This is a genomic window from Pseudomonas sp. AC355, from assembly GCF_979258205.1.
Genome location: NZ_OZ409843.1, coordinates 3,260,117 through 3,273,534 on the forward strand (window position 1 = coordinate 3,260,117; position 13,418 = coordinate 3,273,534).

The window sequence follows — 13,418 nt, forward strand, 5'->3', positions numbered from 1 at the left end:
CCAATGCCCGGGCGTTTTCGTTGGGGCCTCGCATTCGTCTCGGCAGGCGGCTCCACCTGGCGCGTTGATGACATCCATGGCGAGTAGGAGCCGGCTTGCCGGCGATGCTCTGGATACACGTCTCGCCAGCAAGCCGGCTCCTACGATGTCGACAGCGAAGCAACGCCCTCAGAAACAACAATGCCCGCCCTGCTGACGCAGATGGCGGGCATTGCTTGCGACCGCAAAAACTCAGTGAGCGGGCTTAGCCTCTGGCCGTGCGGAGATCGCCGCTTGGCTTTCTTCCATGACCTGCTGAATCGCCTTGCGACGCCGCTCTTCCGCGCGGTGGGCGAAGAACCACACCAGGAAGGTGGCGAGCGACACCGCCAGCAGAATCAAGCTGGCCACGGCGTTGATCGCCGGGGTCACGCCTAGGCGTACCTTGGAGAAAACCTCCATCGGCAGCGTGGTGGCACCAGGGCCGGAGACAAAGCTGGCCAGCACCAAGTCATCCAGGGACAAGGCGAAGGACATCATGCCGCCAGCCATCAACGATGGCGCAATCATTGGAATAGTGATCAGGAAGAACACCTTCCAAGGCCGCGCGCCAAGATCCATGGCGGCTTCCTCGATGGACAGATCCAGCTCGCGTAAACGCGCGGAGACCACCACGGCCACATAGGCCGAGCAGAAGGTGGTGTGCGCAATCCAGATGGTCATCATGCCGCGTTCTGCAGGCCAGCCGACCAGTTGCGCCATGGCCACGAACAGCAGCAGCAACGATAGACCGGTGATCACCTCGGGCATGACCAGCGGCGCCGTGACCAGGCCGCCAAACAGCGTGCGTCCCTTGAAGCGATGCACCCGGGTCAGTACGAAGGCCGCCATGGTGCCCAGCGCCACTGCGGCGATTGCCGTGTAGCAGGCGATTTCCAGGGAGCGCCACACCGCGCCCATCAACTGCCGATCATCGAGGAGGCTGACGTACCACTTGGTCGACCAACCACCCCAGACAGTTACCAGCCGCGAGGCGTTGAACGAGTAGATCACCAGGATGAACATCGGCAGATAGATGAACGCGAAACCGACCCAAAGCATGAAGGTGGAGAAGCGGAAGTTTTTCATGCTTTGCCCTCCATTTCTTTCGCTTGGTTCTTGTTGAATAGAATGATCGGAATCAACAGCAGCGCCAGCATCACCACCGCCAGAGCGGATGCTACCGGCCAGTCGCGGTTGTTGAAGAACTCTTGCCACAACACCTTGCCGATCATCAGCGTTTCAGGGCCGCCAAGCAGCTCGGGAATGACGAACTCGCCGACCACCGGAATGAACACCAGCATGCAGCCGGCGATGATGCCATTCTTGGACAGTGGCACGGTGATTTTCCAGAAGCTGTTGAAGTTGCTCGAGCCGAGATCCGACGCGGCCTCCAGCAGGCTCTGATCATGCTTCACCAGGTTGGCGAACAGCGGCAGGATCATGAAGGGCAAGTACGAGTAAACGATGCCGATGTACACCGCGGTGTTGGTGTTGAGGATCTGCAACGGCGAGTCGATCAGACCAATACTCTGCAAAAAACCATTGAGCAGGCCGTTGTTGCTGAGAATCCCCATCCAGGCGTAGACGCGGATCAGGATCGCAGTCCACGTTGGCATCATCACCAACAGCAGCAGCACCATCTGGGTTTCTTTTTTTGCCCGGGCGATGGCATAGGCCATCGGATAGCCGATCAACAGGCAAGCCAGGGTGCTGAAAAAAGCGATTTTCAAGGAACCGAGGTAAGCGGCTATATACAGGTCATCCTCGCTGAGGAAGATGTAGTTGCCCAGGTTCAATACCATCGACAACGTGTTATCCACCCAGGTGAAAACCTCGGTATACGGCGGAATCGCCACATCGGCTTCGGCGAAACTGATCTTCAGGACGATGATGAACGGCAGCAGAAAGAACAGGAACAGCCAGATGAACGGAACGCCGATCACCAGGTGTCGGCCGGTAGGCATGCGCTTGGTCAGGCTGCTCATCTTCATGACTGCAGTACCACGCCGCTGTCGTCTTCCCAGAACACCACCACCGGGTCATCCCAGGTCGGCCGCTTGCCGCGGCGTTCGGCGTTGGCAATGAAACACTGCACGATCTGCCCCGAGGTGAGCTTGACGTAGTACACCGAGTGGCCGCCCAGGTAGGCGATATCGTGAACGCTGCCATGGCTCCAGTTGTACTCCGGGTGCTCGTGGTCGCTGGGCAGTTGCGTGGCCATCAGCAGCTTTTCCGGGCGCAATGCGTAGGTGACCTGGGTCTCCTGAGCTCGGGTGCTGATGCCGTGGCCGATGTAGATCGGCTTGTCCAGCTGCGGACAGTCGATCACGGCGTGGTCGGTGTCATCGTGAACGAGCTGACCTTCGAACAGGTTGACGTTGCCGATGAACTCGCATACCAGGCGGCTGGCCGGCGTCTCGTAGATATCGATCGGGCTGCCGATCTGCGCGATCCAGCCCAGGTGCATGATGGCGATGCGCTGGGCCATGGTCATGGCCTCTTCCTGATCGTGGGTGACCATCACGCAGGTCACGCCCACGCGCTCGATGATTTCCACCAACTCAAGTTGCATCTGCGAACGCAGCTTCTTGTCCAACGCGCCCATGGGCTCGTCGAGCAGCAGCAGCTTGGGCTTCTTCGCCAGGGAGCGGGCCAGGGCCACGCGCTGGCGCTGCCCGCCGGAAAGCTGATGAGGTTTGCGCTTGGCGTACTGGCTCATCTGTACCAGCTTGAGCATCTCCGCCACGCGCGCATCGATTTCAGCCTTGGGCAGCTTGTCCTGCTTGAGACCGAAGGCGATGTTGTCAGCCACGCTCATGTGCGGGAACAGCGCGTAAGACTGGAACATCATGTTGATCGGCCGCTCGTAGGCCGGCATATCGGTAATGTCTTGCCCATCGAGGAAGATGCGCCCTTCGGTGGGTCGTTCGAAGCCGGCGAGCATGCGCAGCAGCGTCGACTTTCCCGAGCCTGAACCGCCGAGCAGGGCAAATATCTCGCCTTTGTTGATGGTCAGTGACACATCCTCGACGGCGATAGTCTCGTCGAATTTCTTGGTCACTCGCTCGATCTTGACCAGCACCTCTTTCGGTTGCTGACTTCCTTCGATGACCTTCTTATAGGTGCTGGAAGCAACTGACATTAACAAAACTCCCGCTGCAAAAATGGCGCCCGGCAAGGGCCGGGCGCGAATAGACTCATCTTCCGGACTTGATCTTCGTCCAGCTTCGGGTCATCAGACGCTGCGCCGTAGGCGGCAATTCGGCTGAGATATACAACTTGTCCAGAACACTCTGCGGCGGATAAACCGACTCATCCTGGCGAATGTCCTGATCCATCAACTCCCCCGCCTTGGTGTTGGGGTTGGCATAACCGACATAATCACTGACACCGGCGATCACTTGCGGATCGAGCAGGTAGTTGATGAAGGCATGGGCCTGCTCGACATTGCCGGCGTCCTTGGGAATGGCGAGCATGTCGAACCACAGGTTGGCGCCTTCCTTGGGAATCGCATAGGCGATTTCGACGCCCTTTCCGGCCTCCGCGGCACGATCTGCGGCCTGTAAAACATCACCGGAATAGCCGAACGCCACGCAGATGTTGCCGTTGGCCAGATCGCTGATGTATTTCGAGGAGTGGAAGTAGCTCACGTAGGGGCGCACTTCCAGCAGCTTGGCTTCGGCTTTGGCGTAATCGTCGCCACTCTGGCTGTTCGGATCGAGGCCCAGGTAATTGAGCACCGAGGGAATCATCTCGTCCGCCGAGTCGAGGAACGACACACCACAAGTGGCCAGCTTCTTCATGTTTTCCGGCTCGAAGAGCACGGCCCAAGAGTCGATTTCGTCGACGCCCAGCACTTCCTTGACCTTGGCCACGTTGTAGCCAATGCCGTTGGTACCCCACAGATAGGGCACCGCATATTGATTGCCCGGATCGTTGGCTTCGAGCTGCTTGAGCAGCGCCGGGTCGAGGTTTTTCCAGTTCGGTAGCTTGCTACGGTCGAGCTTCTGGAACGCGCCCGCCTTGATCTGCTTGCCGAGAAAATGGTTGGACGGCACCACCACATCGTAGCCAGTACGGCCGGCGAGCAGTTTGCCTTCCAGGGTTTCGTTGGAGTCGAAGACGTCGTAGACCGGCTTGATACCCGTGGCCTCCTGGAACTCGGCCAAGGTTTCCTCGCCGATGTAGTCGCTCCAGTTGTAGATATGCACGGTGCCATCCGCATGTGCCAGGGTTGCCAAGCCAACCGAAAGCGCGGTCGTTGTCAGAATCTTGCCCAGGGGAAAATGCACAGGTCGTCCTCTTTGTTATGGCTCATCACCAGGCGGTGACGCATCGCAATTCGAGTGAGCGTCACGACAGGGCCGCAACGCTCGGCGGGCGGCGATCCGCCCGTTATCCCTGCAGAAGCGCGAACCGCAGCGCCAGACAGCGCTGCGGTCGCGGCTCGATCAACGGCCGGACTTGATCTTCGTCCAGCTACGGGTGATCGCGCGCTGAGCTGCCGGCGGTAGATCCGGGAAAGCGTACAGTTTGGTCAGGGTTTCCTCGCTCGGGTAAACGCCCGGGTCATTACGGATGGCCTCGTCCACCAGAGGCGTGGCCTTGGCGTTGCCGTTGGGGAACTGCACCTCGTTGGTGATCTCAGCCATGACTTCCGGCTTCATCAGGAAATTCATGAAGGCGTAAGCAGACTCAACGTTTTCCGCATCAGCGGGGATTGCCACCATGTCAAAGAAGGTACCGGCACCTTCCTTCGGAATGTTGTAAGCCACTTTGACCTTGTCGCCAGCTTCTTCAGCGCGAGACTTGGCCTGGTACACGTCCCCCGAATAACCCACAGCGACGCAGAGGTTGCCATTGGCCAAATCGGAAATGTACTTGGACGAGTGGAAGTAGGTGATCGAAGGACGAATCTTCAGGAATAGCGCCTCGGCTTCCTTGAGTTCTTTCGGATCAGTGCTGGTTGGATCGTAGCCCAGGTACTGCAGCGCAATCGGCAAAATCTCGGTCGGCGAGTCGAGGAAGGCTACACCGCAGGATTTCAGCTTCTCGATGTTTTCCGGTTTGAACAGCAGATCCCAGGAATCCACCGGGGCATTCTCGCCCAACGCGGCCTTGACCTTCTCCGGGTTGAAGCCGATACCGATCGAGCCCCACATGTACGGGAAGGCGTACTGGTTGCCCGGGTCGCTGATTTCAACGGTTTTCAGCAGGTTCTTGTCGAGGTTGCTCCAGTTCGGCAGCTTGGATTTGTCCAGCGGCTGATAAACCTTGGCCTTGATCTGCTTGGCCAGGAAGTTGTTCGACGGCACCACGATGTCGTAACCGGACTTGCCGGCTAACAGCTTGGCTTCCAGGGTTTCGTTGGAATCGAAAACGTCGTAGGTGACCTTGATGCCGGTTTCCTGGGTGAACTTGGCCACGGTGTCCGCAGCGATGTAGTCCGACCAGTTGTAGACGTTCAGTACCTTGCTATCTGCCTGCGCCATACCGGCCACGGTGCCGGCCAGCGTCACGGCTAGCAGAGTCTTGCCGAAAGTCTTGATCATGCGGTTCAGCTCCATTTGTGGTGTTGATTATTCGGGTTGCCACGCGCTGCTGCGTGGCCCCTTTATGGCCGGCGCAGTCTGGCGATAACTGCCTTATCGCTCAAGCCTTATGCCAGTAAAGCACGGGCAGTGAGATCCAGGCACTTGCGCGCCTTGTCCACCAACTCGTCGATTTCGGTCTTGCTGATCACCAGCGGCGGCGAAATGATCATGGTGTCGCCCACGGCGCGCATGATCAGCCCGCTCTCGAAGCAATGACCGCGGCAGATCATACCGACAGCCTTGTCGCTCGGATAACGCTCGCGGGTCTGCTTGTCTTTAACCAGTTCGATGGCGCCAAGCATGCCGACTCCACGCACTTCCCCCACGAGCGGGTGATCCGCCAGTTCACGCAATCGCTTTTGCAAATACGGTGCCGTTTCCTCTCTGACTCGCTCGAGGATCTTTTCTTCGCGCAAAATTCGGATGTTTTCCAGCGCCACGGCAGCTGCCACCGGGTGCCCGGAGTAGGTGAAACCGTGGTTGAAGTCGCCGCCTTCGTTGAGCACCTCGACGATCTCGTCACGCACCACCAGGCCGCCCATTGGCACATAGCCCGAGGTCAGGCCCTTGGCGATGGTCATCATGTCCGGCGTATTGCCGTAATAATCGCTACCGAACCACTCACCCGTGCGGCCGAACCCACAGATCACCTCATCGGCGACAAAGAGGATTTCGTACTTGGCGAGAATCTCACGCACCTTCGGCCAGTAGCTGTCTGGCGGGATGACCACACCGCCAGCGCCCTGGATCGGCTCAGCGATGAACGCCGCAACGTTGTCTTCGCCGACCTCGAGAATCTTCTTCTCCAGTTCCTCGGCTGCCCAGATGCCGAAAGCCTCCGGGGTCATATCGCCACCTTCGCCGAACCAGTAAGGCTGAGCGATGTGCACGATGCCGGGGATCGGCAGATCACCCTGTTCATGCATACCTTTCATACCGCCCAGGCTTGCCCCGGCAACGGTGGAGCCGTGGTAACCGTTCTCACGGGCGATGATGACCTTCTTGCTCGGCTTACCTTTAAGTGCCCAATAGTGGCGCACCATACGCAACATGGTGTCGTTGCCTTCCGAACCAGAACCGGTGAATACCACATGATTCATGCCCGCCGGGGTGACTTCGGAGAGCGCCTTGGCCAGTTCAAGCACAGGCGGATGAGCGGTCTGAAAGAAGGTGTTGTAGAACGGCAACTCACGCATCTGCCGGCTGGCGGCCTGCACCAACTCTTCACGCCCATAACCCAGTGCGACACACCACAGCCCAGCCATACCGTCGAGAATCTTGTTGCCTTCGCTGTCCCACAGGTGCACGCCTTCTCCGCGGGTAATAATGCGCGGGCCTTTCTCGGCCAATTGTTTGAAATCACTGAAAGGCGCCAGGTGATGGTCGCGGCTCATGGCCTGCCATTGCTGGGTTTTCGGGTTGTTTACCGTCATGTTCACCTCTTTATATAGTCAGGGCCGTGCGGATCACGCACCGGCCCCGGTTAACTCAGACCGAGAGCAGCAGGAACTCGCGCTCCCAAGAACTGATCACGCGCTTGAAGTTCTCGTGCTCAGCACGCTTGACCGCCACGTAACCACTGACGAACTTTTTGCCCAGATACTGCTCGACCACCTGGCAGGTTTCCATGCGTTCCAGCGCGGCCTCGAGGGTCAGCGGCAAGCGCAGATTACGGCGCTCGTAACCGCGCCCCACGACCGGCGCGCTCGGCTCGATGCCTTCGACCATACCGATGTAACCGCACAACAAGCTGGCCGCCAGCGCCAGATAAGGGTTGGCGTCAGCGCCAGCGAGGCGGTTCTCGACCCGGCGGTTCTGCGGCGTAGCGTCCGGTACGCGCAGGCCAACGGTGCGGTTCTCCTCGCCCCACTCGACGTTTACCGGTGCCGAGGTGTCCGGCAGGAAGCGGCGGAACGAGTTGACGTTGGGGGCGAACAGCGGCAGCAATTCCGGGATGTATTTCTGCAGGCCGCCGATGTGGTGCATGAACAGCTCGCTCATCGAGCCGTCGTCATTGGAGAAGATGTTCTTGCCGGTATTCTTGTCGATGATGCTCTGGTGAAGGTGCATGGCGCTGCCGGGCTCGTCGGTGATCGGCTTGGCCATGAAGGTCGCCGCCACGTCGTGCTTGAGTGCCGCCTCACGCATGGTGCGCTTGAACACCAGAATCTGGTCAGCAAGGTGCAGGGCTTCGCCGTGACGGAAGTTGATCTCCATCTGCGCCGGGCCTTCTTCGTGGATCAGGGTGTCCAGATCCAGGCCTTGCAGCTCGCACCAGTCGTACATGTCCTCGAACAGCGGGTCGAATTCGTTGGCCGCATCGATCGAGAAGCTCTGCCGGCCGGTTTCCGGACGCCCGGACCGACCCATCGGCGCCACCAGCGGGAAGTCCGGGTCGCTGTTGCGCTTGGTCAGGTAGAACTCCATCTCCGGCGCCACAATCGGCTGCCAGCCCTTGTCGGCGTATAGACGCAGGACTTTCTTGAGGATGTTGCGCGGCGACAGTTCGATCGGATTGCCCTGTTTGTCGTAGGTGTCGTGGATCACCTGAGCGGTCGGCTCGATGGCCCAGGGCACGATGAACACGGCGTTCTCATCCGGCCGGCAGATCATGTCGATGTCGGCCGGGTCGAGCAGATCGTAATAGACGTCGTCTTCGACATAATCGCCGGTAACGGTCTGCAGCAACACACTTTCGGGCAGGCGCATGCCCTTTTCGTCGAGGAATTTATTGGTCGGCGAGATCTTGCCACGGGCGATACCCGTCAGGTCGCTGACCAGACATTCGACTTCGGTGATCTTGCGTTCTTTCAGCCAGCTGGAGAGCTGGTCCAATTTGGTACTCATAGAGACCTCAGGTTTTTTTAAAACCGGCATCCTCGGCCGGCTCGACATGCCCTGCCCACTCGCAAATCTCGGCTGGAGGTTGGCCAGAGCGCAGGAAAATCCGAATTGTCACGTGGCCTCCGGTAAAACGCCCATTAGGCCATCCAGATAAGCCCGGCCAGCATGCATGGGCAGCACGCCTTCGCCACACGGATCCAGACTGTAACTGACCTTTGTTGCACTCGACAGACCCAGCCTCACCTGCAAAGCATGGGCCGCTAGGCCAAGGCACGCCCCCGCGTCACTAACAGCGAAAGCGCACTCGCGAACCAACCAACGACATAAAGAAGCACCAAGCCACTCTGGCTTGCGAAGCGAAGTGCCCGGAAGAGGATAGGGAAAACTGACGGAGTGTGCAGATTTTCGAGCGGGGTAAGCAACTTGAGCTGCGTTCTGGCAGCAGCGCTGATAACGCGTAGCCGTGTCCTGATGATGAGCGCGATCAGCAGCAGCCCCAGGATAAGCTGGACAGTGCAGGGCACGAACGATGGCGCTGGAGAGCCACAGGCACGTCATGAAACACCCGTATTGTTGGATTATTAGGGGTTTGTCCGAGCTTAGCCTTGTTCATTTTTTTATACAACACAGCGAAACTCAAACGCAGCCCCGCCATATGAATGACCAACACGGTGGCAAAGAATCACTCAAAAAGCCCTTAAAACGCCCTATAAATGGTCACTGCGCTCTCCTTTAGGGCGTCCCACCTTGTCTTGACGGTACATTGCGCTGGGATCGATGCTCCGAGGCGTGAGTCATTGATTGAAATTTTCAACAAGATGGATCCTCCATCATGAATGGAAGCCCAGCGTGCCATTGCGCGCTCCTCAAGGAACATCCTGAAGTTCAGTTCAACGACCTGCTGAGATAAAATCCCTCCTTATTTCAGCCGCACGCCGTCACGGAGTAACGCCATGTCGACCCTAAGCACCACCCCTCGCACCGATGGCTTTCGCATGCCCGCGGAGTGGGAACCGCACAGCCAGACATGGATGGTCTGGCCGGAACGGCCGGACAACTGGCGCCTGGGTGGCAAACCCGCACAGCACGCGTTCACGGCCGTGGCCAGAGCCATCGCCGAGTTCGAACCGGTGACTGTCTGCGTGTCTGCCGGGCAGTACGAGAATGCCAGTGCACACCTGCAGCATGCGCGTATCCGTGTAGTGGAAATGACCACTGACGATGCCTGGGTGCGCGACACGGGGCCCACCTTCGTGACCAGCACAAGTGGCGAGCTGCGTGGTGTCGATTGGGGCTTCAACGCCTGGGGCGGCTTCGAAGGTGGTTTATATTTCCCGTGGCTGCGCGATGATCAAGTTGCCAGCAAGATCCTTGGCCTGGAAGGCTGCGACGGTTATCGCACCGAAGGCTTCGTGCTCGAAGGCGGATCGATTCACGTCGACGGTGAAGGCACTCTGGTTACCACCGAGGAATGCCTGCTCAACCACAACCGCAACCCGCACCTGAACCGCGAGCAGATCGAAGCCGTGCTGGCCGATCATTTGGCCATCGACAAAGTCATCTGGCTGCCGGACGGTTTGTTCAACGACGAGACCGACGGCCACGTCGACAACTTCTGCTGCTACGTGCGACCAGGCGAAGTGCTGCTGGCCTGGACGGACGATCCGGAAAACCCCAATTACTCTCGCTGCCAGGCCGCCCTGCGCGTGCTGGAAAGCACCCGCGACGCCAAAGGCCGTATCCTGACCGTACACAAGATGCCGATTCCCGGCCCGCTGCATGCGAGCGAAGAAGAATGCGCGGGTGTCGACCGCGTACTGGGCAGCCAGGAGCGCAGCCCCGACGTACGCCTGGCCGGCTCCTACGTGAACTTCCTGATCGTCAACGGCGGCATCATCGCGCCGAGTTTCGATGACCCCAAAGACGAGGAAGCCAAGGCCATCCTCGAACGCCTATTCCCCGAGCACCGCGTGGTCATGGTACCGGGCCGCGAGATTCTGCTGGGCGGTGGCAATATTCATTGCATCACTCAGCAACAGCCGGCGGTGGTTGCCGCGGGCTGACGGCTGCTCTCGGAACCCAGACAAGCAAAAGCCCGGAACCAGTCCGGGCTTTTGCATTGAGACGAGCCGCCGCGTGGTGCGGCTCGACACTCCAGCTTAGAGCAGCGGGATGCTGTAGCTGACGATCAGGCGGTTTTGATCGATATCGCCACCCGGCTGGCTGCGCAGCGAAGCGTTACGCCAGGCAAAGCCCATACCTTTCAACGAGCCTTGCTGCAGCACGTAGCTGACAGTCAGGTCGCGTTCCCACTCTTTCAGGTCGCCAGTTGCCGACTTGATGTTGTCGCCTTTCATGTACAGCACGTTGGCGGTCAGGCCAGGAACACCGATCTTGCCGAAGTCATAACCGTACTGAGTGATCCAGGTACGTTCGCCAGCGCGGGCGAAGTTGGTGATCTGACGGTCGGTGATCAGATAGGTAGTTGCACCACCCTGGCCAGGAATCGAGCCTTGGTTTAGCTGAATGAAGTTGCTGTCACCGGAAACCTGCTGGTAGCCGGCGCTCAGTGCGTGACCCTCCAGACTGTAGGTGAAGAAAGCACTCCAGGTGCGGTTGTCAGCTTCACCATCAAAACCCGCCTTGCCACTTGCGGCGCGGTAGCCATCGGCACGACCAGCAGCACTGCCGTTCTTGCCATCGGAACCAGTGTCGAAGTAACGCAGGTCAGACTTCAGCGAGCCGGCACCCAGCGCCAGCGTGTGGGTCAGACCCAGAAAGTGCTGCTTGTAGAAGTCATCCAGGTTACCGTAGTAGTACTGAACCAGAAGATCCTTGTTGATCTTGTAGTCAGCACCACCGTAATAGAACTTGTTGCTGTCCGCCCCAGCGCCCGCACCGGCAATGGCCAGAGACTCGGCATTGCTGGAGGTACGGCCTTTAGCATGCTCCAGTTGGCCGGCGACCAGTGTCAGGTTGTCGATTTCATTGGAGGTGACCTGAGCACCTTCGAAAGTCTGCGGGATCAGACGACCGTCGTTGAAGGTAACGACTGGCAGCTTCGGCTGCAGAGTGCCGACATGTGCCACGGTCTTGGAAACGCGAATCTTGCCGGTCAGGCCCAGGCTGCTGAACTCGTCAACGGCACTGTTATCACTATCAGTTGGGAACAGAACGCCCGGTGTGCGGCTACGACCCGCTTTGTTGGTACGACCACCGGAATCTAGCTTGACGCCCACAAGACCAAGTGCATCGACGCCGACACCAACAGTACCTTCAGTAAAGCCCGACTGCAGGTTCAGTTGGAACGCCTGGCCCCACTCCTTGTTGCTGGGGCTATCAGTATCGCGAACATCGTTATTGAAATAGAAGTTACGCAGATCCAACTTGGCGGTGCTGTCTTCGATAAAGGCAGCGTTAGCAACGTTGCCCAGGGTCAGACCCAGAGTGCCGGCAGCTACGGCCAGCGCCAGGGAAGCTTTTTTCATCGTGATCTCTCCAGTGTGTTTTCTTTTATTGGTTGCAACACATCGGTCTGATGGGTGATGCCTCAGCGGCACTAAATCAGCCGAATTCGGGCACGACCGTCGAACACCAGGCAGCCAGAAGACGCCACAGGTAATTGGACGGCAGTACGAAATACTCAGAAATTAAGACGAATCAGGTGGGTACGAAAGCTAAGGCGACAGGGAAAGGGCATCGTTCGATTCTCTGCATTGTTATTGTCAGCCTCTAGGGGCCGCTGCTGTATGAATCTAGCACAGCAGGTTACGTGCCATTGGCGAACAGAGTCGCACAAAGCACGATCTTTCAATATGTTACAGAAAATAGCGAAATAGCTGACGGCCGCTCACCAGACAAAATAAGCGAGTAACCGCCGATGAAAAGACAGTGCAGGGCGGATTTTCGCCACGCCTCAGCTCGTGACGATCTGATTTTTTCCCTGACGCTTGGCCTGGTACATGGCAGCGTCCGCACGGGCGTAGAGCACATCGAGACCAGGATCACCACTGCGCAACGAAGTCAGCCCTTGGCTAACGGTGATACCAAAAGCGCTGCCTTCATGACTGAAGGCCAAGCGCTGAATTTCTCGCTGCAGACGCTGGGCGATCTGCGACGCCAGCTCTGGCTCGCAGCCTGGAAATAGCGCCGCGAACTCCTCACCACCGATGCGCCCGAACAGATCACCGCGGCGCAAGACCGAGCTGGCGCAACTGGCCAGTTGCTGGAGTACCTGGTCGCCCGCCTGATGGCCATAGCTGTCGTTTATATGCTTGAAATCATCCAGATCCAGCAGCAGAAAGGCCAGCGGTTGCCCCTGATTACGGGCCAGTTCGAACTCACTCTGCGCGCATTCGAAGAAGTGTCGGCGGTTGCTGCTTTGAGTGAGCACGTCGGTAGTAGCCAGGCGATGCAACTCGCCTTCGAGCTGTTTCTTCTCGGTGATATCTTCAGCGATACCAAAGATAATCGGCGACGCCAGGCTGTCACTGTGCCGGCCGATAAAGCACTTATCACTGAGCCAGCGAATTTCGCCATCGGCACGGATGATGCGGTATTCACGGGCCTCGACTGCACCGGTATCCAGAACCTGGGCCATGCTCTCGGCGGCAAACTCCAGATCGTCAGGGTAGATGCTGTTACGCCACTCGCCGTAATCGGCCAGTAGCAAACCTGCTGAACGGCCAAAGACCAGTTCATAGGCCGGACTGACATAAATGATCTGCTGGGTTTCCCAATCGAACGCCCAGAGCACAGCGTTGACGCTGCCTAATAGTGTGCTGAACAGCTGCTCGCGCTCGCGCAAACGGGTACCTTCCGCGCGGCTGTGCAACAGCGCCATGGTCAGCTCTTCCAGGTCGATAGTGCCGAGTTCATCCATATACCGATCCTGAGCAACGCCAAATAGATTGCGGTGAGGGCTGCCAAACGGGATCAAAAAAGCCCGCCGTGTGGCGG

At 58.5% G+C, this 13,418-nt stretch carries 10 protein-coding genes; 1 reads left to right on the forward strand and 9 read right to left on the reverse strand.

Annotation, left to right across the window (positions count from 1 at the left end; translation table 11 throughout):
- Window positions 1-231 precede the first annotated feature (231 nt).
- The 7 genes from ACZ0AI_RS15460 to ACZ0AI_RS15490 form a co-directional block, all read right to left on the reverse strand.
- The gene (locus ACZ0AI_RS15460; protein ID WP_463562627.1) at window positions 232-1,107 is read right to left on the reverse strand and encodes an ABC transporter permease subunit; all 876 of its coding nucleotides are present in this window, start codon (window positions 1,105-1,107) and stop codon (window positions 232-234) included.
- Window positions 1,104-1,985, reverse strand: coding sequence for an ABC transporter permease subunit (locus tag ACZ0AI_RS15465; protein WP_463565949.1), 882 nt, complete (start codon window positions 1,983-1,985; stop codon window positions 1,104-1,106). Before ACZ0AI_RS15465 ends, ACZ0AI_RS15460 begins: the two co-directional genes overlap by 4 nt.
- Window positions 1,986-2,008: 23 nt before the next feature.
- Window positions 2,009-3,163 (reverse strand): polyamine ABC transporter ATP-binding protein, encoded by a 1,155-nt coding sequence (gene potA / locus ACZ0AI_RS15470; protein ID WP_463562628.1) that lies wholly within the window; start codon window positions 3,161-3,163, stop codon window positions 2,009-2,011.
- Window positions 3,164-3,218: 55 nt separating this feature from the next.
- Window positions 3,219-4,301, reverse strand: coding sequence for a polyamine ABC transporter substrate-binding protein (locus ACZ0AI_RS15475; RefSeq protein ID WP_463565950.1), 1,083 nt, complete (start codon window positions 4,299-4,301; stop codon window positions 3,219-3,221).
- 171 nt (window positions 4,302-4,472) lie between these two features.
- A complete protein-coding gene (locus ACZ0AI_RS15480; protein ID WP_463562629.1) occupies window positions 4,473-5,573 on the reverse strand; it encodes a polyamine ABC transporter substrate-binding protein in 1,101 nt (366 codons plus the stop codon).
- A gap of 107 nt (window positions 5,574-5,680) precedes the next feature.
- Complete coding sequence (locus ACZ0AI_RS15485; RefSeq protein ID WP_463562630.1) at window positions 5,681-7,048, reverse strand: aspartate aminotransferase family protein; 1,368 nt, start codon at window positions 7,046-7,048, stop codon at window positions 5,681-5,683.
- A gap of 55 nt (window positions 7,049-7,103) precedes the next feature.
- Window positions 7,104-8,462 carry a glutamine synthetase family protein gene (locus tag ACZ0AI_RS15490; RefSeq protein WP_463562631.1) on the reverse strand — a complete coding sequence of 453 codons (1,359 nt, stop codon included), beginning with the start codon at window positions 8,460-8,462 and terminating at the stop codon, window positions 7,104-7,106.
- Between the two features lie 950 nt (window positions 8,463-9,412).
- On the opposite strand from ACZ0AI_RS15490, the gene aguA reads away from it, so the two are divergent.
- Window positions 9,413-10,522, forward strand: coding sequence for an agmatine deiminase (gene aguA, locus ACZ0AI_RS15495; protein ID WP_463562632.1), 1,110 nt, complete (start codon window positions 9,413-9,415; stop codon window positions 10,520-10,522).
- 96 nt (window positions 10,523-10,618) lie between these two features.
- On the opposite strand, the gene ACZ0AI_RS15500 is transcribed toward aguA, so the two are convergent.
- On the reverse strand, window positions 10,619-11,947 hold the full coding sequence (locus tag ACZ0AI_RS15500; protein ID WP_463562633.1) for an OprD family porin: 1,329 nt from the start codon (window positions 11,945-11,947) through the stop codon (window positions 10,619-10,621).
- Between the two features lie 428 nt (window positions 11,948-12,375).
- Entirely contained in the window at window positions 12,376-13,341 is a 966-nt protein-coding gene (locus ACZ0AI_RS15505) for a GGDEF domain-containing protein (RefSeq protein WP_463562634.1), read from the reverse strand.
- Between the last annotated feature and the right edge of the window lie 77 nt (window positions 13,342-13,418).